Annotated in this window: 18 protein-coding genes and 2 pseudogenes; 17 read left to right on the top strand and 3 right to left on the bottom strand. The window is 72.8% G+C overall.

What is annotated here, in order from left to right; genetic code table 11:
• The first annotated feature begins 139 nt into the window (after positions 1–139).
• The 11 genes and pseudogenes from pyrG to AAC944_RS09275 form a co-directional block, all read left to right on the top strand.
• Positions 140–1,801, top strand: a complete 1,662-nt coding sequence (gene pyrG / locus AAC944_RS09325; RefSeq protein WP_030624498.1) for a CTP synthase — start codon at positions 140–142, stop codon at positions 1,799–1,801.
• Between the two features lie 80 nt (positions 1,802–1,881).
• Positions 1,882–2,508 (top strand): NUDIX domain-containing protein, encoded by a 627-nt coding sequence (locus tag AAC944_RS09320; RefSeq protein WP_030624501.1) that lies wholly within the window; start codon positions 1,882–1,884, stop codon positions 2,506–2,508.
• Between the two features lie 194 nt (positions 2,509–2,702).
• Positions 2,703–4,817, top strand: coding sequence for a tetratricopeptide repeat protein (locus AAC944_RS09315; RefSeq protein ID WP_030624504.1), 2,115 nt, complete (start codon positions 2,703–2,705; stop codon positions 4,815–4,817).
• Between the two features lie 167 nt (positions 4,818–4,984).
• Complete coding sequence (gene ald / locus AAC944_RS09310) at positions 4,985–6,100, top strand: alanine dehydrogenase (protein WP_037773577.1); 1,116 nt, start codon at positions 4,985–4,987, stop codon at positions 6,098–6,100.
• A 501-nt stretch (positions 6,101–6,601) separates the two neighbouring features.
• Positions 6,602–7,618 carry a ParA family protein gene (locus tag AAC944_RS09305; RefSeq protein WP_030624509.1) on the top strand — a complete coding sequence of 339 codons (1,017 nt, stop codon included), beginning with the start codon at positions 6,602–6,604 and terminating at the stop codon, positions 7,616–7,618.
• The gene (locus tag AAC944_RS09300) at positions 7,615–8,196 is read left to right on the top strand and encodes a hypothetical protein (protein ID WP_030624524.1); all 582 of its coding nucleotides are present in this window, start codon (positions 7,615–7,617) and stop codon (positions 8,194–8,196) included. Before AAC944_RS09305 ends, AAC944_RS09300 begins: the two co-directional genes overlap by 4 nt.
• 160 nt (positions 8,197–8,356) lie before the next feature.
• A complete protein-coding gene (locus tag AAC944_RS09295) occupies positions 8,357–9,460 on the top strand; it encodes a segregation and condensation protein A (protein WP_368397062.1) in 1,104 nt (367 codons plus the stop codon).
• Positions 9,457–10,152: an SMC-Scp complex subunit ScpB gene (scpB, locus tag AAC944_RS09290; RefSeq protein ID WP_037773568.1), complete on the top strand. Its 696-nt coding sequence runs from the start codon at positions 9,457–9,459 to the stop codon at positions 10,150–10,152. Before AAC944_RS09295 ends, scpB begins: the two co-directional genes overlap by 4 nt.
• Before the next feature lie 11 nt (positions 10,153–10,163).
• Positions 10,164–11,249: a pseudouridine synthase gene (locus tag AAC944_RS09285; RefSeq protein WP_030624533.1), complete on the top strand. Its 1,086-nt coding sequence runs from the start codon at positions 10,164–10,166 to the stop codon at positions 11,247–11,249.
• A gap of 92 nt (positions 11,250–11,341) precedes the next feature.
• Positions 11,342–12,355, top strand: a complete 1,014-nt coding sequence (locus AAC944_RS09280) for an ADP-ribosylglycohydrolase family protein (protein WP_030624536.1) — start codon at positions 11,342–11,344, stop codon at positions 12,353–12,355.
• Positions 12,352–12,519 (top strand): annotated as a pseudogene (locus tag AAC944_RS09275) (DNA polymerase beta superfamily protein); the annotation flags it as partial. The gene AAC944_RS09280 and the pseudogene AAC944_RS09275, both read left to right, overlap by 4 nt.
• 56 nt (positions 12,520–12,575) lie before the next feature.
• On the opposite strand, the pseudogene AAC944_RS09270 reads toward AAC944_RS09275, so the two are convergent.
• Positions 12,576–12,728, bottom strand: a pseudogene (locus tag AAC944_RS09270) (hypothetical protein); the annotation flags it as partial.
• A gap of 144 nt (positions 12,729–12,872) precedes the next feature.
• Here AAC944_RS09270 and aroH point away from each other — a divergent pair.
• From aroH to der, 5 genes are all read left to right on the top strand, one after another.
• Positions 12,873–13,235: a chorismate mutase gene (gene aroH / locus AAC944_RS09265; RefSeq protein ID WP_030624540.1), complete on the top strand. Its 363-nt coding sequence runs from the start codon at positions 12,873–12,875 to the stop codon at positions 13,233–13,235.
• Positions 13,232–14,317, top strand: a complete 1,086-nt coding sequence (locus AAC944_RS09260) for a prephenate dehydrogenase (protein WP_030624542.1) — start codon at positions 13,232–13,234, stop codon at positions 14,315–14,317. Before aroH ends, AAC944_RS09260 begins: the two co-directional genes overlap by 4 nt.
• A gap of 121 nt (positions 14,318–14,438) precedes the next feature.
• Positions 14,439–15,200 carry a (d)CMP kinase gene (gene cmk / locus AAC944_RS09255; RefSeq protein ID WP_030624544.1) on the top strand — a complete coding sequence of 254 codons (762 nt, stop codon included), beginning with the start codon at positions 14,439–14,441 and terminating at the stop codon, positions 15,198–15,200.
• On the top strand, positions 15,197–15,853 hold the full coding sequence (locus tag AAC944_RS09250; RefSeq protein ID WP_030624546.1) for a lysophospholipid acyltransferase family protein: 657 nt from the start codon (positions 15,197–15,199) through the stop codon (positions 15,851–15,853). The genes cmk and AAC944_RS09250 overlap by 4 nt, the downstream gene beginning before the upstream one ends.
• 79 nt (positions 15,854–15,932) lie before the next feature.
• Positions 15,933–17,402, top strand: a complete 1,470-nt coding sequence (gene der / locus AAC944_RS09245) for a ribosome biogenesis GTPase Der (RefSeq protein WP_030624547.1) — start codon at positions 15,933–15,935, stop codon at positions 17,400–17,402.
• A 146-nt stretch (positions 17,403–17,548) separates the two neighbouring features.
• Here der and AAC944_RS09240 read toward each other — a convergent pair whose 3' ends face one another.
• Positions 17,549–17,833, bottom strand: coding sequence for a hypothetical protein (locus tag AAC944_RS09240; protein ID WP_051872420.1), 285 nt, complete (start codon positions 17,831–17,833; stop codon positions 17,549–17,551).
• A 262-nt stretch (positions 17,834–18,095) separates the two neighbouring features.
• Positions 18,096–18,899: a DUF8842 C-terminal domain-containing protein gene (locus AAC944_RS09235; RefSeq protein ID WP_030624560.1), complete on the bottom strand. Its 804-nt coding sequence runs from the start codon at positions 18,897–18,899 to the stop codon at positions 18,096–18,098.
• Positions 18,900–19,486: 587 nt separating this feature from the next.
• On the opposite strand from AAC944_RS09235, the gene AAC944_RS09230 reads away from it, so the two are divergent.
• Entirely contained in the window at positions 19,487–20,080 is a 594-nt protein-coding gene (locus AAC944_RS09230; RefSeq protein WP_368397061.1) for a LysM peptidoglycan-binding domain-containing protein, read from the top strand.
• The last annotated feature ends 243 nt before the right edge of the window (positions 20,081–20,323 follow it).

Here is a 20,323-nt window from a genome sequence, read left to right as displayed (position 1 = left end):
CTGATAGCCTGGTACCCCGTGGACCGGTGGGCCGGAAGAAAGACCCGGCACCCCCGACCGCAGCGACGGCACCCCGTGGAATCCGGGATCGCGCCGCTCCGCTTTTCACCTCGCGACCCACGGGAGCTTCCTCTTGGCCATGCCGCCCAAATCTTCGACGACCAAGCACATCTTCGTCACCGGGGGCGTCGCGTCCTCGCTCGGCAAGGGGCTCACCGCCTCCAGCCTGGGTGCGCTCCTCAAGGCGCGGGGCCTGCGGGTCACGATGCAGAAGCTCGACCCGTACCTCAACGTCGACCCCGGCACGATGAACCCCTTCCAGCACGGCGAGGTGTTCGTCACCAACGACGGCGCCGAGACCGACCTGGACATCGGCCACTACGAGCGCTTCCTGGACGTCGACCTCGACGGCAGCGCGAACGTCACCACCGGCCAGGTCTACTCCACCGTGATCGCCAAGGAGCGGCGCGGCGAGTACCTCGGCGACACCGTGCAGGTCATCCCGCACATCACCAACGAGATCAAGCACCGCATCCGCCGCATGGCGACCGACGACGTCGACGTCGTCATCACCGAGGTCGGCGGCACGGTCGGCGACATCGAGTCGCTGCCGTTCCTGGAGACCGTCCGCCAGGTCCGTCACGAGGTCGGCCGGGACAACGTCTTCGTCGTCCACATCTCGCTGCTCCCGTACATCGGCCCCTCCGGTGAGCTGAAGACCAAGCCGACCCAGCACTCCGTCGCCGCGCTGCGCAACATCGGCATCCAGCCCGACGCGATCGTGCTGCGCGCCGACCGCGAGGTGCCCGTCTCCATCAAGCGCAAGATCTCGCTGATGTGCGACGTGGACGAGGCCGCGGTCGTGGCCTGCAAGGACGCGCCGTCGATCTACGACATCCCGAAGGTGCTGCACACCGAGGGCCTGGACGCCTACGTCGTCCGCAAGCTGGACCTGCCGTTCCGTGACGTGGACTGGACCCAGTGGGAGGACCTGCTGGACCGCGTCCACAACCCGAACCACGAGGTCAAGATCGCGCTGGTCGGCAAGTACATCGACCTGCCCGACGCCTACCTCTCGGTCTCCGAGGCCATGCGCGCCGGCGGCTTCGCCAACCGCGCCCGCGTGAAGATCAAGTGGGTCACCTCCGACGACTGCCGTACCCCGGCCGGCGCCCAGCAGCAGCTCGGCGACTGCGACGCGATCCTGATCCCCGGCGGCTTCGGCGAGCGCGGCGTGGAGGGCAAGCTGGAGGCCATCACCTACGCCCGCGAGAACAAGGTCCCGCTGCTGGGTATCTGCCTGGGCCTGCAGTGCGTCGTCATCGAGGCGGCGCGCAGCCTGGCCGGCATCAAGGGCGCGAACTCCACCGAGTTCGACCCGGCCGCCGCCGATCCGGTCATCTCCACCATGGCCGAGCAGCTGGACATCGTCGCCGGTGAGGGCGACATGGGCGGCACGATGCGGCTGGGCATGTACCCGGCCAAGCTCGCCGAGGGCTCCATCGTCCGCGAGGTCTACGGCAACGAGCAGTACGTCGAGGAGCGTCACCGCCACCGCTACGAGGTCAACAACTCCTACCGGAGCGAGCTGGAGAAGAAGGCGGGCCTGCTGTTCTCCGGCACCTCCCCGGACAACAAGCTGGTCGAGTACGTCGAGTACCCGCGCGAGGTGCACCCCTACCTGGTCGCCACCCAGGCGCACCCGGAGCTGCGCTCCCGCCCGACCCGGCCGCACCCGCTCTTCGCGGGCCTGGTGAAGGCCGCCGTCGAGCGGAAGACCGGCAAGGCCGCCGGTAAGTAAGGTTCCGGCCGACCGATACGGTTACCGGGGTGCGGGCTTTGCGGCCCGTACCCCGGTTTCTGCTTGTTTGGGAGGATCGCATGGCCATCAAGGACACCCCCGAGGAGTGGCGGATCACCGCGACGGCGACCCCGTTCACCGGTAAGAAGACCAGCGTCCGCACGGACGAGGTCGTCATGCCGGACGGGTCGACGGTGAAGCGGGACTACCAGGTCCACCCGGGCTCGGTGGCCGTACTGGCCCTGGACGACGAGGGCCGGGTCCTGGTGCTGCGCCAGTACCGCCACCCGGTACGGCACAAGCTCTGGGAGATCCCGGCGGGCCTGCTGGACGTGCCCGGCGAGAACCCCCTCCACGCCGCCCAGCGCGAGCTGTACGAGGAGGCGCACGTCAAGGCGGAGGACTGGCGGGTGCTGACCGACGTCTACACCACGCCCGGCGGCTGCGACGAGGCCGTGCGGATCTTCCTGGCCCGTGACCTGTCCGAGGCGGAGGGCGAGCGCTTCGAGGTCGAGGAGGAAGAGGCCGACATGGAGCTGGCGCGGGTGCCGGTCGCCGATCTCGCGCGCGGCGTGCTGGCGGGCGAGCTGCACAACAACTGCCTGGTCGTCGGCGTGCTGTCGCTGCTGGCCGCGCAGTCGGGTGACGGTCTGGACGCGCTGCGCCCGGCCGAGGCCCCCTGGCCGGCCCGCCCGTTCCAGGCGTGATGACCGGCCCGTTCCCCGTGTGACGGAAGGTCCCCGGGAGAACCCCGGGACCTTAGCGGAATCTTGTCTCCCATTTTTGTCGGATTAACGCGGTATGTCCGCCGTGCTCCAGGGCTCCCGTGAACTACGCTCGACGAATCCCGGCCGTACAGGCGGCCGGCTCGTACGCGCGCAAGTGAACGGGAGCGTGGCCCGTGGCGGAGCAGGCGGTGGACACCGGACGGTCGGTGACGGCGTCGGGGGCCGGCCGAAGAGGAGCCGGCCGGGCCGGCGTACCGGCGGCGCCCGCCCCGCCCGCCCCCGCCTTCACCGGCCGACGCCGCGAACTGGCCGCCCTGCGCAGCGACATCGAGCGCGCCGGACTGGACACCCTCTCCGGCCGCAAGGGCGCCCGCAGCCGGGTACTGCTGATCGCCGGGCGGCCCGGCTCCGGCCGCAGCGCCCTCGCGGGAGAGCTGGCCAGGCAGCTGGCCGGCGACTACCCGGACGGCGTGCTGCGGTCCTGGCTGAGCACCATCGACGGCCGGCCCGTGCCCACCGCGTCCGTCGCCCGTGACCTGCTCACCCAGCTGGGCGAGCGGGTACCGGCCGGCGCGGACGAGGACGAGCTGACCGAGGCGCTGCGCGGCGCCCTCGCCGACCGGCGCGCGCTGCTCCTGCTGGACGACGCGACCGGGCCCGAACAGGTCGAGCCGCTGCTGCCGGACGCCCCGGACTGTCTGGTGCTCGCCGTCTCCGAAGGGCCGCTGACCGGCATCACGGACGTACGGCCCTGCACGCTCGGCGGCCTGGACACCGCGGCCGGGGTGGAGATCCTGACCCGGTACGCGGGCAGCGTCCGCATCACCGTCGACCCGCGCACCGCCGAACAGGTCGTCCAGGACTGCGGCGGCCAGCCCGCCGCCCTGCTCCTGGCCGGCGGCTGGCTCGCGGCCCACCCCAAGTCCTCCCTCTCCGACCTGCTGCGGACGCTGTTCCTGCTGCCGCCCGGCGAGGAGGACGCCGCCCCCGTGCCCCGGCCGCTGGCCCGCGCCTTCCGGCTGGTGTACGAGTCGCTGCCGCCGCCCGCTGCCCGCATACTGCGGCTGCTCTCGCTCGCCCCGGCCGGCCTCGTCGACGCGCACACGGCGTCCGCGCTGGCCGGCTGCTCGGTCGAGGCCGCTGAATCGACCCTGCGGGACTTCGCGGCCATGGGAGCGCTCCGACCGGTGGTGCCGGAGGGCGCGGCCCGAGGCGAGGAGGCCGCCGCGGACGGGCCCGACCCGCTGGCCGCGCTCCCGCCGCAGTACCGGGTGCCCGGCTGCCTCGTACCGCTGCTCCGCGGCCAGCTGCAATGCCATGAGCGCCCGGCCGAGATCCAGCTCGCCCGGGCCCGGATGCTGGAGCGGACCGTACGCCAGCTGCTGTCCTGCCGGGCGATGGGGGAGCCCGTCGGGTCCCCGGCCCGCGAGCGGACCGCCGGGCTGCCGCGGTCGCTGCGCTTCGGGTCCGTCCCCGAGGCCGCGGCCTGGCTGCGCACCCGCCGCCCGGCCCTGCTGGACTGCGCCCGGATCGCCGTCGCGGACGGCGAGCTGGACACTCTGGACCGGCGGCTGATGGCCGCGCTGGTGCGGGCGCTGCTCGCCCACGAGACCGCCGAGGCGGCGGCGCCCGACCTGTACGGGCTGCACGGCCTGGTGCTGGAGGTCGCCGAGCGGCGCGGCCTGGCCCGCGAGAAGGCCGCCGCGCTGCTGAACCTCGGCGACCTGGACGCGCAGGCCGGCCGGGCGGAGAAGGCGCTGGGCCGGTACCGCGGCGCGCTGGAGTCGGCCCGTGCGGTGAAGGACGCGGTCGCGACCGGCCGCGCGCTGGAGTCGCTGGGCGCCACCTACGCCGAGCTGCGCGACTGGCAGCGGGCCGCCGACTGGTACGGGCGGGCGCTGGAGCTGCGGCTCTCCCGCGGCCACACGGCCGAGGCCGCCCGGCTGCACGGCCGGCTCGGCACGGTGCACACGCAGGCGGGGCGCTGGGCCGAGGCGCTCCGGGAGTGGCGCGCCGCGTACGGGGCGTACCGCAGGGCCGGTGACCCCGTGGGGCCGGCGCGGGCGATGGGGGAGACGGCGCGGGTGCAGGAGTACGCGGGGCGGCCCGAGCAGGCGCTGCGGAGCTGCTTCGAGGCGCTGGAGCTGGCCAGGAAGGCGTCGGACGGGCGGCTGGAGGCGGCGCTGCAGCTGCGGATTGCGGACACCTTCGAGCGGCTCGGCGACCCTGCGGCGGCAAGGCTGCACCGGGGCCTGGGGGAGCGACTTCTGGCAGATCACCCCGCTTGACCTACGAAATCGGTGGCGGTTCGCGCTGAAGAAATTGCTTTGCAAGGCTAGACAACGAGAGCTCCTTCAATAGACTGGCAGAGCCGCGGCTCTCGCGGTCACATCCGTCATGCGTCTGTATGTGCGGATATTTCTCTGCAAGCTCTCTTTCAAGGACCGTGATCGACGTGAAGGTCGGCATCCCCCGCGAGGTCAAGAACAACGAGTTCCGGGTGGCGATCACGCCCGCCGGTGTCCACGAGCTCGTCCGCAACGGCCACCAGGTCTACGTGGAGAAGGGTGCCGGTCTCGGCTCCTCCATCACCGACGAGGAGTACCTCGGCGCCGGCGCGAACATCCTCGACACCGCCGACGAGGTGTGGGCCACCGCCGACCTGCTGCTGAAGGTCAAGGAGCCGATCGCCGAGGAGTACCACCGCCTCCGCAAGGACCAGACGCTCTTCACCTACCTGCACCTGGCCGCGTCCAAGGAGTGCACGGACGCGCTGCTGGAGTCCGGCACCACCGCGATCGCGTACGAGACCGTCGAGACCGCCAACCGCCAGCTGCCGCTGCTCGCCCCGATGTCCGAGGTCGCGGGCCGCATCGCCCCGCAGGTCGGCGCGTACCACCTGATGCGCCAGGCCGGCGGCCGCGGCGTGCTGCCCGGCGGCGTCCCCGGCGTCCACGCGGGCAAGGCCGTCGTCATCGGCGGCGGCGTCTCCGGCTGGAACGCCGTGCAGATCGCCGTGGGCCTCGGCTTCCACGTCACGCTGCTCGACAAGGACATCAACAAGCTCCGCGAGGCCGACAAGATCTTCGGCACCAAGGTGCAGACCGTCGTCTCCAACGCCTTCGAGCTGGAGAAGGCCGTCGTCGAGGCCGACCTCGTCGTCGGCGCGGTCCTCATCCCGGGCGCCAAGGCCCCGAAGCTGGTCACCAACGAGCTCGTCGCCAAGATGAAGCCCGGAAGTGTCCTTGTCGACATCGCGATCGACCAGGGCGGCTGCTTCGAGGACTCGAAGCCGACCACCCACGCCGAGCCGACCTTCCAGGTCCACGACTCGGTCTTCTACTGCGTCGCCAACATGCCGGGCGCGGTGCCGAACACCTCCACCTACGCGCTGACCAACGCGACGCTGCCCTACATCATCTCGCTGGCCAACAACGGCTGGGTCGAGGCGCTGCGCCGCGACGCCGCGCTGGCCAAGGGCCTCAACACCCACGACGGCAAGGTCGTCCACGCCGAGGTCGCCGAGGCGCACGGCCTGGAGTCCGTCGAGCTCAGCACGCTGCTGGGCTGATTCGTCAACACGGCGCGTCAACACCACGCGACCGGCCGGGCCTTGAGACTTTCGGGCCCGGCCGGTCGCGTTTGCGACAGATTTCCGAAGCCGCCCGTGACGCGCCTCCGGAGAGCGGTCCGCAGCTCGTAACGAACGTCTCTCTTCGCCCCTTTCGCGCACCCCCGAAACTTCACGGATGTGTGCCGCGCGCCCTTGACATCGGGGTGTTCCATTGCCGACACATCGTGCCGGGTCCGGTGGATTGTGTTGCTGCGGACGCCCGACACGCCATAGAGTCGCCAACCGTCGGCATGGTGTCACGCTGACCTATCGATAAGTTTCCTGGTCACATCCAAGGAGGTAAGACGACTTGTGAATGAGTCGACATTTACTCCCGGAGGTGGTCGACCAGGAGCGGTTGCACGGGGCCAGGGTCCCTCGGGGCACGAGGCTGTCGGCTCCGTCGCTGTCCACACCTTCGCAGCCCAGAAGAGCATGACGACGACAGCCCACCAGAGCATGGACGGCCATCAAGTGAACGCCACGGCCGGCGACCAGGGCGGCACACACCCGGCCCGCTTCGCCGACTACGACGACCTGCCCGAGGGGCACTTCTACGATCCGGACGCGGAGTACGAGCCGGACCCCGAGTACGCGGCGACGCTCGCGCCGGACGCCGCGCGCCAGCGCCGCGAGCGCATCGGCCCGACCGGCCGGCCCCTTCCCTACTTCCCGATCCCCGGGCCGCTCTCCGAGCACGGCCCGGCGAAGATCATCGCGATGTGCAACCAGAAGGGCGGGGTCGGCAAGACCACCTCGACCATCAACCTGGGTGCCGCGCTGGCCGAGTACGGCCGCCGGGTGCTGCTGGTCGACTTCGACCCGCAGGGCGCCCTCTCGGTCGGCCTCGGCGTGAACCCCATGGAGCTGGACCTGACGGTCTACAACCTGCTCATGGAGCGGGGCATGTCGGCCGACGAGGTACTGCTGAAGACCGCGGTCCCCAACATGGACCTGCTCCCCAGCAATATCGATTTGTCAGCCGCCGAGGTGCAGCTCGTCAGCGAGGTCGCCCGCGAGTCGACCCTGCAGCGTGCCCTGAAGCCGCTGCTGGCCGACTACGACTACATCGTGATCGACTGTCAGCCCTCGCTCGGCCTGCTCACGGTCAACGCCCTGACGGCGGCTCACAAGGTCATCGTCCCGCTGGAGTGCGAGTTCTTCGCGCTGCGCGGTGTGGCCCTGCTGACCGAGACGATCGAGAAGGTCCAGGAGCGGCTCAACCCCGACCTGGAGCTGGACGGCATCCTCGCCACGATGTACGACTCGCGCACCGTGCACAGCCGCGAGGTCCTCGCGCGCGTGGTGGAGGCCTTCGACGATCACGTGTACCACACCGTGATCGGCCGGACGGTCCGCTTCCCCGAGACCACGGTCGCGGGCGAGCCGATCACCACGTACGCGTCCAACTCCGTAGGTGCCGCCGCCTACCGCCAGCTCGCCAGGGAGGTGCTCGCCCGGTGTCACGCCGAGTGAGTCTGCCCGGCGCCGATGAGCTGTTCCGCACCACCGGGGGGACGGCGCTGCAGTCCTCCTCGCCCCGCAGGCCGGCGAACGGCACCCCCGCGAACGGCGAGACGCCCCGGGTGCCCGCGCCGGGCGGCGAGGCCGACCCGGCCGCGCCGCAGCAGGGGGGCGCCGCACAGCGCCGTCCGGAGGGCGAACCCGCTGCCGCGGCGTCCGGGGCCGCGGTGCCCCCGGAGCAGCACAGCGGACGCGACACGGCCGACGAGGCCGCCAAGGGGCGCCGCCGGCAGGAGCCCGCGGCAGCGGCGGGCGCGGGGACGCCGGCCACCGGGGGCGCCGCCCGGCGGCGCGGCCGGGGCGCGAACCGCCGTCCCAGCGGCCGGGAGCGGCACGACGAGAAGATCACCGTGTACGTCTCCGCCGAGGAGCTGATGGACCTGGAGCACGCGCGCCTGGTCCTGCGCGGCGAGCACGGCCTCGCGGTCGACCGCGGACGGATCGTCCGTGAGGCCGTCGCGGTCGTCCTCGCGGACCTGGAGTCCCGCGGGGACGCCAGCATCCTCGTGCGGCGTCTGAGGGGCCGCTGAGCGGCTCCTGGCAGCCATGCCGGGGAACTCCGGCCGCCCGGGCGGCCGGGTCCCCGCCGGTGGGCGGGTGCCGGGTTAGCCTTCGGACACCGGCGGGCGCCGCCCGCCGGTGACCAGCCCGGCGCCGCGTACGGCACGGGACCGCAGCGTATGGACCACGATGCCGACGACCCACGACGACCCCTCAGCGCCCGCCCCGCGCACCCCGCGCCGCTCCCTGGGCCACGGCCCGGGCACGGCGCCGCCCCCGGAGAACGAGCCGGAGGCCGCCGCACCCCCGGAGCCCGCGCGGACCGAGCCTGAGGAGGCCGGGCCCGCTGAGCCTGAGGAAGCCGGGCCCGCGGCCCCCGAGGAGGCCGGACCCGCAGAGTCCGAAGGGGCCGGGCCCGCCGCCCCTGAAGAGGCCGGGCCCGCCGCGCCCGCGGACGCCACCGTCGCCGGGGACGGGAAGTTCACCCTCCACCTGGAGAACTTCGAGGGCCCCTTCGACCTCCTCCTGCAGCTGATCTCCAAGCACAAGCTGGACGTCACGGAGATCGCGCTCTCGCAGGTCACCGACGAGTTCATGGCGCACATCCGGGCCATGGGCCCGGACTGGGACCTGGATCAGACGACGGAGTTCCTGGTCGTCGCGGCGACCTTGCTGGACCTGAAGGCCGCGCGGCTGCTGCCCGCCGCCGAGGTCGAGGACGAGGCGGACCTCGCCCTCCTGGAGGCGCGCGACCTGCTCTTCGCGAGGCTGCTCCAGTACCGCGCGTACAAAGAGGTCGCCGACATCTTCAGCCGCCGCATGGTGGACGAGGCGCGCCGCTACCCGCGTACGGTGGGTCTGGAGCCGCACCACGCGGAGCTGCTGCCCGAGGTCGTCATCAGCATCGGCGCCGAGGGGTTCGCCAAGCTCGCCGTGAAGGCGATGCAGCCCAAGGCCAAGCCGCAGGTGTACGTCGACCACATCCACGCCCCGCTGGTCAGCGTGCGCGAACAGGCCGAGGTGATGGTGGCGCGGCTCCGGGAGGCGGGCGAGGCGTCCTTCCAGGAGCTGACCGAGGACGCCCCGGACACGCTCACCGTCGTCGCCCGCTTCCTGGCGCTCCTGGAGCTGTACCGGGAGCGCGCGGTGGTCCTGGACCAGCCCGAGGCGCTGGGCGAGCTGACGGTCCGCTGGGCCGGCACGGAGGACGGCGCCGAACCCGTCGTCACGGACGAGTTCGACCGCCCGGCGGAGCAGCGGGCCGGGGCGAGGACCGAGAAGGAGACGGCATGACCGAGACCGGCACCGCCGAAGAGACGTACGACCTCCCTGAGGCGCAGGCCCCTGGCACTCCCGAAGCGCCGCCCGGCGCCCTCGGGGTCGCGGCGCTGGACCTGAAGCCCGCGCTCGAAGCCGTCCTGATGGTCGTCGACGAGCCCGCCACCGAGGAGCACCTCGCCAAGGTGCTGCAGCGCCGCCGCCGCGACGTGGCCATCGCGCTGCGTGAGCTGTCGGACGAGTACACCCGCCAGGGCCGCGGCTTCGACCTGCGGCTGGTCGCGGGCGGCTGGCGGTTCTACACCCGCCCCGAGTACGCGGACGCCGTGGAGAGCTTCGTCCTGGACGGCCAGCAGGCCCGGCTGACCCAGGCCGCATTGGAGACTCTGGCCGTGGTCGCGTACCGTCAACCGGTCAGCCGGTCCCGGGTCTCGGCCGTACGCGGTGTCAACTGCGACGGCGTGATGCGCACCCTCCTCCAGCGCGGTCTGGTCGAGGAGGCGGGCACGGAAGGCGAAACAGGTGCGATCCTGTACAGGACGACGAACTACTTTCTGGAGCGGATGGGCCTGCGGGGCCTGGACGAGCTCCCCGAGCTCGCCCCTTTCCTCCCCGAGGCGGACGCGGTCGAGGGCGACTCCCGGGAAGGTGTGCCGTCGTTCGACGTAGACGACAGCGGCGACTCCCACACGGGTCAGACGAACTAGACGGATCATTGATGCGAAGCAGCGGCAGGAACAGCAGCGGTAGGGGCAACTACCGGGGCGCGGGCAACAAGCGCGACGAGAAGCAGCAGCGTGCGCGCAAGCCCCGTCCCGAGGAGCGCCGCTACGACGTCGGCGGATCCGGCTCGGGCGGCCCCGGTGACGGGCCCCGCAAGGGACGCGGCGCGGCGGCCCGCGGCGGCGCCAAGGGCGGCCCGAAGGGCAGCCCCCGCAGCCAGGAGGGCAAGGGCGCCAAGGGGCACCGCACCCGCGGCTCCGCGCCGGCCCGCCCCCGCGAGTACGACGCGCAGATCGAGGAGCGCAACCGCGCCCGGTACGACAAGCCGCAGATCAAGACGCCGAAGACCTTCGGCGACCAGGAGGGCGAGCGGCTCCAGAAGGTGCTGGCCCGCGCGGGCATGGGCTCGCGGCGCGCCTGTGAGGAGCTGATCGACGAGGCCCGCGTCGAGGTGAACGGGGAGATCGTCACCGAGCAGGGCGTCCGCGTCGACCCGGAGAAGGACGAGATCAAGGTGGACGGCCTGACCGTCGCCACCCAGTCCTACCTCTTCTTCGCGCTGAACAAGCCGGCCGGCGTCGTCTCCACCATGGAGGACCCCGACGGCCGCCAGTGCCTGGGCGACTACGTCACCAACCGCGAGACCCGGCTCTTCCACGTCGGCCGGCTGGACACCGAGACCGAGGGCATCATCCTGCTCACCAACCACGGTGAGCTGGCGCACCGCCTGACCCACCCCCGGTACGGCGTGCAGAAGACCTACCTCGCCGCCATCCAGGGCCCGCTGCCGCGCGAGATCGGCAAGAAGCTCAAGGACGGCATCCTGCTGGAGGACGGCTACGCCCGGGCCGACCACTTCCGGGTCGTGCAGCAGACCGGCAAGAACTACCTCGTCGAGGTCACGCTGCACGAAGGCCGCAAGCACATCGTGCGCCGGATGCTCGCGGAGGCCGGCTTCCCGGTCGACAAGCTCGTCCGGACCTCGTTCGGCCCGATCGCGCTCGGTGACCAGAAGTCCGGCTGGCTGCGCCGGCTGACCAACACCGAGGTCGGCATGCTGATGCGTGAGGTCGACCTCTAGGCCGTGCCCGGCCGCGCACCGGCCGCCGGCAGTTGCGGCAGCGGTGGACCACCCCTTATCGTCACCATGACGACTAAGGGGTGGTTTTTCTCATGTCCGCGAAGGATCCCGCGACCGGCTCGCTCCTCGGGCTCGCCCTCGGCGACGCGCTCGGCTACCCGACCGAGTTCAGGAGCGTGGCGTCGATCGAGGCCACGTACGGCCCCTGGCGGCAGCTGGCGCTGCCCGAGCCGGCCTACGTCACCGACGACACCCAGATGACGCTGGCCCTCGGACGCGGCCTGCGCACGGCGATGGAGCGCGGTCCGCTCGACGCGGCGACGCTGGAGCCCCCGCTGCGCCAGGAGTACCTCGACTGGTGGCGCTCCCCGGACAACAACCGCGCCCCCGGCAACACCTGCCTCACCGCCTGCCGGCTGCTCAGCGAGGCGGGCCGCCCCTGGGCCGCGGCCAGCCAGACCGGCTCCAAGGGCTGCGGTGCCAACATGCGGGTCGCGCCGATCGGCCTGGCCCCCGGTCTGACCGATCAGCAGCGGGCCGGCGCGGCGCAGCTCCAGTCGGCCCTCACCCACGGCCACCCCACCGCCCTTGCGGCCAGCGACCTCACGGCGTGGGCGGTACGGCTCCTCGCCCAGGGCGCGGACCCCGCCGAGCTGCCCCGCCTGCTCCGTACGTACGTGCACGCCGAACGCACCACCTACCACGCCGACTGGCTCGGCGACCTGTGGCAGCACGCCGGTGCCGCGTCGCCCGAGGCGTTCATCGCGTACGGCTGGGACGAGTGCCGTGGCGTCCTGGACCGCCTCGACGCGGCCCTGCGCGCGCCCGACCCGGAGGCCGACCCCTGCCTGTCCGTCGGCGAGGGCTGGATCGCCGAGGAAGCCCTGGCCGCCGGGCTGCTCTGCTTCCTCCTCCTCCCCGACGACCCGGTGGGGGTGCTGCGCCGCGGCGCGGTCAGCGCCGGCGACTCCGACTCCATCGCCTGCCTGGCCGGCGCCTTCGCCGGCGCCCACCTCGGCGCCGACGCCTGGCCGGCGGCCTGGACCGACCGCATCGAGTACCGCGAGGAACTGCTGGCGCTGGGCGCGCTCTGGGACGCCCGGTGACCGTGGACGCGGCTCTCCGTGCCGCCGGCCTGCCCGGCGGCACGGACCTGGGCGCGGTCGTGGCCGAGCAGGACACCCCCGAGACCCCGCTGCTCTTCGCGACCGTCTCGGGCGCCCACCTGTACGGCTTCCCCTCCCGCGACTCCGATGTGGACCTGCGCGGCGGCGGCTTCGCGAAGCGCCGGAAGAGGGCCGTAGGGGCGAGGTGGACGCCCCGCCGGCCGGTGTCGCTGTCCGCCGTCGCCGGCCCGAACGCGCGGGAGCCCGTGACGCAGCCGTAGACGGTGTGGCCGGTGACCAGGGCGTGGTCCGGGTGATCTCGGCAGGCACGCCTCCGGACCGTGGGGCCCGGCGCGTACGGTGTCACGCGCATCCGGCGGGGCCACCGGTGGCGGAGACCCGTCTCGCAGGGCGGGCGTGGTCGGCGGCCGGGCGCGGGGGTCGATACGCTGATTCATGAGTTCATTGGCACGGCAACGAAGATTCGGTACGTGTCGGAAGCAGAGGGAGCAGGGACGTGGCGGTACGTGCGGTCCGAGGGGCCGTTCAGCTGGAGCGGGACGATGCGGAGCACATGCATGAGCAGGTCGCCGCGCTGCTGACCGCCATCCTGGAGCGCAACGGCCTCGTACCGGACGACCTGATCAGCGTGTGGTTCACGGCCACGCCCGATCTGCACAGCGACTTCCCCGCCGTCGCGGCCCGGAAGCTGGGCATCACCGACGTGCCGCTGATCTGCGCGCAGGAGCTGGACATCGCCGGGGCCATGCCGCGCGTGGTGCGGATCCTGGCGCACGTGGAGAGCGAGCTCACCAAGGCGGAGATCGCGCACGTCTATCTCGGCGCCGCGGGCGCGCTGCGGAAGGACATCGCCCAGTGAGGACCGCGATCGTCATCGGGACGGGCCTGATCGGCACGTCGGCCGCGCTGGCGCTGAGCGCCCGCGGCGTCCGGGTGCACCTCGCCGACCACGACGCCGCGCAGGCCCGTACGGCGGCGGCGCTCGGCGCGGGCACCGTGGAGGAGCCCGAGGGCCCGGTCGACCTGGCGATCGTCGCGGTGCCGCCCGCGCACGTCGCGGGGGCGCTGGCGGACGCGATGCGCCGCGGTACGGCCCGCGCGTACCTGGACGTGGCCAGCGTCAAGGGCGGGCCGCGCCGCGAGCTGGCGGAGCTCGGGCTGGACCTCACGCCGTACATCGGTACGCACCCGATGGCCGGCAAGGAGCGGTCCGGGCCGCTGGCCGCCACCGCCGACCTCTTCGAGGGCCGGCCCTGGGTGCTCACACCGACCCGGGACGGCGACACCGAGGTGCTCAACCTCGCGCTGGAGCTGGTGGCGCTGTGCCGGGCGGTCCCCGTCGTCATGGACGCCGACGCGCACGACCGTGCGGTGGCCCTGGTCAGCCACACCCCCCAGCTGGTCTCCAGCCTGGTCGCGGCACGCCTCCAGAGGGCGGACGAGACCGCCGTACGGCTGTGCGGGCAGGGCATCCGCGATGTGACCCGGATCGCCGCCTCCGACCCCGGCATGTGGATCGACATCCTCTCCGCCAACCCCGGGCCGGTCGCGGACGTGCTGGCGGAGATCGCGGCCGACCTGGACGGGACGGTGCAGGCGCTGCGCGCCCTGCAGTCCGCCGACGAGGCCAAGCGCGGTACGGGCGCCGACGGCATCGAGGACGTGCTGCGGCGCGGCAACGCGGGCCGCGAGCGGGTGCCGGGCAAGCACGGCGCGGCCCCGGCCGCTTACGAGACCGTCGCCGTGCACATCGGTGACCAGCCGGGCGAGCTCGCGCGGATCTTCGCCGACGCCGGGCAGGCGGGCGTCAACATCGAGGACGTGCGGATCGAGCACGCGACAGGGCAGCAGGCGGGCTTCATCCAGCTCACCGTCGAACCGACGGCCGTGCCGACGCTGACCGCGGCGCTCCGCGAGCGCGGCTGGTCCATCCGCCAGTAGACGTCCCCGGAAGCCTCACAAACCCCCCACTCCCGTGCGGGGAAAACGCGCCTGCGTGTACCCGGTAACCTTGTCCGAGGCCCATCGGGCCCCAGGATCCCCGCCCCGTGCACAAGGAAAGGTGTTCGTCACCGTGGAAACCGCCGCCCGGACCGCCCCGGCAGCAGTGATCGTCGCCATCGACGGCCCCTCCGGCACGGGCAAGTCCAGCACGTCCAAGGCGGTTGCCGCCAAGCTGGCGCTCAGCTACCTGGACACCGGTGCCCAGTACCGCGCGATCACCTGGTGGATGCTGTCCAACGGCGTCGACATCCAGGACCCGACCGCCATCGCCACGGCCGCCGCCAAGCCTGCGATCGTCTCCGGCACCGACCCGGCCGCGCCGACCATCACGGTCGACGGGCAGGACGCCTCGGGCCCGATCCGCACGAAGGAGGTCACCTCCGCCGTCAGCGCCGTCAGCGCCGTCCCCGAGGTGCGCAGCCTGATCACGGACCTGCAGCGGACCATCGCCGGCTCCGCCGAGCGCGGCATCGTCGTCGAGGGCCGGGACATCGGTACGACCGTGCTGCCCGACGCCGACCTGAAGATCTTCCTCACGGCTTCGCCCGAGGCGCGTGCCGCCCGCCGCAGCGGCGAGCTGAAGGGCAAGGAGGCCACCGACCTGGCCGCCACCCGCGAGGCGCTGATCAAGCGGGACGCCGCGGACTCCTCCCGTAAGGCCTCGCCGCTGGCCAAGGCCGACGACGCGGTCGAGGTGGACACCACCGAGCTGACCCTGGAGCAGGTCATCGAGTGCGTGGTCACCCTCATCGAGGCGAAGATCGCGGAGAAGGCCGGCCCGGCGGCGGAGACCGTGGAGGCGGGGCGGGCCGACCGGTGACCGACTCCGGCCAACTGCCGAGCGCCGACGGCGCCGCGGTCGGGCGGCGGATCGGCATCGGCCTGATGAACGGCCTGTGGCGACCACGGGTGCTGGGCGCCTGGCGGGTGCCGGCGGCGGGCCCGGTGATCTTCGCGGTCAACCACTCCCACAACATCGACGGGCCCATGCTCATGGGTACGGCGCCGCGGCCGGTGCACTTCCTGATCAAGAAGGAAGCCTTCGCCGGTCCGCTGGACCCCTTCCTGCGCGGCATCGGGCAGGTGAAGGTCGACCGGACGAGCACCGACCGGACCGCCGTCACCCACGCGCTGGGCATCCTGGAGCGCGGCGGAGTCCTCGGGATCTTCCCCGAGGGCACCCGCGGCGAGGGTGACTTCGCGTCGCTGCGCGCCGGGCTCGCGTACTTCGCCGTACGCTCGGGAGCGCCGATCGTGCCGGTCGCGGTCCTGGGCAGCGCGGAGCGCAGCAGCCGGGTCATACCGGCGCTGCCGCCGCTGCGCGGCCGCGTCGACGTCGTCTTCGGCGATGCCTTCCAGGCGGGGGACAGCTCGGGGCGGCGGACGCGCAAGGCACTGGACGAGGCGACCGTACGCATCCAGGAGCGGCTGACCGCCCATCTGACCGACGCCAGGCGCCTGACCGGCCGCTGAGCCGCACCGACCGGCCGCACGGCGGCCGCGGAACCGGCCGACACGGCCCACCGACCACGCAGAACGAGGAACGGACTTCATGAACGACCAGATCCCCACCGGCGACGAGCACGTCGAGCACGGCGCGCTGGGCGACGCCGAGTACGCGGAGTTCATGGAGCTCGCCGCGCAGGAGGGCTTCGACCTGGACGAGGTCGAGGGCGACATCGCGGCGGCCGGCCACGGCCCGCTGCCCGTCCTCGCCGTCGTCGGCCGCCCCAACGTCGGCAAGTCGACCCTCGTCAACCGCTTCATCGGCCGCCGTGAGGCCGTCGTCGAGGACAAGCCGGGCGTCACCCGCGACCGCGTCACCTACGAGGCGGACTGGAACGGCCGCCGCTTCAAGGTCGTCGACACCGGCGGCTGGGAACAGGACGTGCTCGGCATCGACGCGTCCGTCGCAGCCCAGGCGGAGTTCGCGATCGAGGCGGCCGACGCGGTGGTCTTCGTCGTGGACGCCAAGGTCGGCGCGACCGACACCGACGAGGCCGTGGTGAAGCTGCTGCGCCGCTCCGGCAAGCCGGTCGTGCTGTGCGCCAACAAGGTCGACGGCCCCTCCGGCGAGGCGGACGCCGCCATGCTGTGGTCGCTCGGCCTCGGCGAGCCGTACCCGGTCTCGGCCCTGCACGGCCGCGGCACCGGCGACCTGCTGGACGCCGCGCTGGACGCGCTGCCCGAGGCGCCGCAGCAGACCTTCGGCGCCACCGTCGGCGGCCCGCGCCGCATCGCCCTCATCGGCCGCCCGAACGTCGGCAAGTCCTCCCTGCTGAACAAGGTCGCCGGCGAGGAGCGGGTGGTCGTCAACGAGCTGGCCGGCACCACCCGCGACCCGGTCGACGAGCTGATCGAGCTGGGCGGCAAGACCTGGAAGTTCGTGGACACCGCGGGTATCCGCAAGCGCGTCCACCTCCAGGAGGGCGCCGACTACTACGCCTCGCTGCGTACGGCGGCCGCCGTGGAGAAGGCCGAGGTCGCGGTCGTGCTGATCGACGCGAGCGAGTCGATCAGCGTGCAGGACCAGCGGATCATCACCATGGCCGTCGAGGCGGGCCGCGCGCTGGTCATCGCGTACAACAAGTGGGACCAGCTGGACGAGGAGCGCCGCTTCTACCTGGAGCGGGAGATCGAGCGGGACCTCGTGCAGATCCCGTGGGCGATGCGGGTCAATGTCTCGGCGCGTACCGGACGGCACATGGAGAAGCTCGTGCCGGCCATCGAGACCGCGCTCGCCGGCTGGGAGACCCGGGTGCCCACCGGGCGTCTGAACGCCTTCCTCGGTGAGATCGTCGCCTCCCACCCGCACCCGGTACGCGGCGGCAAGCAGCCCCGCATCCTCTTCGGTACGCAGGCGGGCACCAAGCCCCCGCGGTTCGTGCTCTTCGCCTCCGGCTTCCTGGAGGCGGGCTACCGCCGGTTCATCGAGCGCCGGCTGCGTGAGGAGTTCGGCTTCGACGGGACCCCGATCCACATCTCGGTGCGGGTCCGCGAGAAGCGCAGCAAGAAGAAGTAGCAGCAAGAAGAAGTAACCGCACGGCGGACGCCGCTTCCGGAGCCCCGCCCAGGACCCCCGCCGGGGTCCTGGGCGGGGCTCCTCGCTGCCGGGCCGTGCCCAGGCGACGTGTCCGGCGGGCGGTGCGGCAGCCGCTCAGCGGCGGCTCAGTGGTGGTACGGGCGGTTGTCGCGGGGCGCCGGAGGCAGCGCGGCCGGGACGTGGTTCCGGGAGTGCTGCGGTGGCAGCGGCACCTCCCGGCGGCCGGCCGCCGGCGGCGTGCTGCGCCGCCAGATCCGCCGCAGTACCTCCGGGCTCAGCTCGTCCTCGCCCGTACGGTCCCCGGGCAGCGCCCGGAAGGAGCGGCGGTACTCGGCGTAGAGCGCGTCGTAGATCGGCGTGGCCGAGCCACGGTCGTGGTGGTGCGCGGCGGGCTCGTACGACGGGCGCATGCCGGGGATGGAGTGGAACGGGGCGCGGGGGGACGGGTCGTATGGGTGCACGTCTGTGCCAACGACCCGGAGGCCCGTGGGATGCGGCTTCGGTGACGAATTGGCTGATCGTGGGGCATACGCGGAACCGCGGAGGGCTCAGGAATGCCGATGGCGCAGGGCTTCCGCCGCCTGCGCGTGGCGCCTCGGACACCCGTACGCGACCGCCCGGACGGCCGCCCCGGTCGGGAGGCGGCCGCCCGGCAGCCGGCGAAGCCGTCGCTCAGGTGCCGGCCAGCGGCATCGCGAGGGCGACCAGCTTCCCCTGCGCCGCCGCCTTCTCCAGCGCCTCGCGCATCAGGTCCTCGCGCGGCTGCTGGCCGATCGAGCCGTGCGGCGCGGCGTACACCAGGACCGTCCGGGTCTTGTTGACCGCGGCGCGCCAGCCGTCGGAGACCGGGAGCGGCTGATGCGCCTTCCACCAGGCGTTCTGGCCGCCGGTCTCGCCGCTGTCCTGGAGCACGGCGTGCAGCTGGCCCATGGCGAGCAGCACGGACCAGCCGGTGCCGCCGGCCGGCAGTACGGCCATGTCGGTGACCGGGTGGAAGCCCTGCTCCATCAGCAGCGGCAGGAAGTGGTCGTCGAGGTCGGCCGAGCCGGGGCGGGCGATCGGGCCGTTGGGCTCCACCACCAGGGCGGGGCGCAGGTCGTCCTCGACCAGGACCAGGCCGCAGGTCACGCCCAGGGTCGCCTGGCGGGGGACCGGGGTGCCGCTCTCGGAACGCGGGGCGGGCGGCGCGTCGGCGGGGGGCTCGCCGGTGATGGAGCGGACGGCGCCCTTCAGCTGCTCCTCGGCCACCGAGACGACCTGCGAGGGGATGCACGTGGCGTGGGCGAACGCCAGCACGGCGGTCTCCTCGCCGATGAACAGGACGGTGCTGGTGCGCTCCTGCTCGCTGTCGCCCGGAGTGCGGCAGGAGGTGCAGTCGTAAGCGCCGGGGGCGTTGTCGCCGGCCAGCAGGCGGTCGGCCTCCTCGTCGCCGATCTCGGCGCGAACGTCGTCACTGACGTCGAGCATGCGGGGCACGGCTGACTCCTCGATCTGTGTGCGGCTGCCGGGCGGTTCCCGGCGTCGTAAAAAGACAACGGGCGATCTGTGGCAGGAGTCACGCGCGAGCGTGAACGGAATCGAACCGATCGGCGCACAGGGTGAACACCACCCCGGAGGCGGTCACTCACCGCCACCGCGTGTGCGTGCCACGATTCCGAATGAGGTGAGGTGGCTCACAGGCCGGGAGATCGACAGGCCGACAAATCCCGATATCACGGAATCTATGGGGTGGCCGGAACTCGTCGGTACCTTTAGTAACGCGCGACTGGCCTGCCCCGACAGCGGATTGGTTGATGCCGTGCCGCGCGGCTCCCTACATTCTCCGGCCGTGTGCACCGAGCACCGCCCGGGGACGCCCGCCGTCCGTAACCGGCAGCACGGCAGTACCGCAGTACGTACCAGCGCAGCGCCGCGCCCCACGAGACGCGCGGAGCGGCGCTGCGCAGGACCCGCGGCGGGCGGGGCGGAGCGGCACAAGGGCGTCCTGAGCGCCCCGTGCCGCGCCGCCCGGGGGAGGCCCCGGGCTCTCCGAAAGGACATCCATGCCTTTTCGAATGGGCTCCATGCGTCGTGAAACCGTCGCCCTCGCCGGGGCGGCGCTGGTGGCGCCGCTCGCACTGCTGGCCACCACCGCCTCCGAGGCGCGGGCCGCTGACGGCGGCGTCTGGGATCGCATCGCGGCCTGCGAAAGCGGCGGGAAGTGGAACATCAACACCGGCAACGGCTACTACGGCGGACTGCAGTTCTCCGCCTCCACCTGGCGGGAGTTCGGCGGGCACGCGTACGCGCCCAGCGCCCACCAGGCGGGCCGCGCCGAGCAGATCGCGGTCGCTGCCAAGGTGCAGCGGGTCCAGGGCTGGGGCGCCTGGCCGGTGTGCTCGGCCCGGGCGAACGCCTCCGGCAGCGCGCCATCGGCCGGCGGCGGCGAGGTCTCGGCCTCCCGGAAGGCCGAGAACCGGGCGGTCCGCGAGAGCCGCGCGGACCGGGGCCGCTCCCGGGGCGGCCAGAACGGCGGCTACACCGTCCGGCAGGGCGACACGCTCGGCTCCATCGCCTCGGCCCGCGGCGTGAGCTGGAAGACGCTCTACGCGGCCAACAGGTCCGTCATCGGCGGCGATCCGCACATGATCGTGCCCGGCCAGCGCCTGACGGTCTGATCCGCCGCCACCGCCCGTGTGTCCCCGTCCCCATGGCGCGGCGGTGGCGGCGTGCCCCGCCCGGTCACCCGACCGGGTGGGGCACACGCCGTTCGGTCGCGTGCCGCGCGGCCGGTCCGCCGGGACGCCGCTAGCCTGCGGCGATGCTCGAACTGTCGGAGTTCTCCCCGTGTCTTCGTGCGACGGCCCGGCCGCTGCCGCCTCGTACGGCCCCGCCGCTGCCGCCTCGTACGGCGCGCCGCG

Source organism: Streptomyces sclerotialus (genome assembly GCF_040907265.1).
Classification (GTDB): Bacteria; Actinomycetota; Actinomycetes; order Streptomycetales; family Streptomycetaceae; genus Streptomyces; species Streptomyces sclerotialus.
This window is presented reverse-complemented; position numbering and strand designations above follow the sequence as displayed.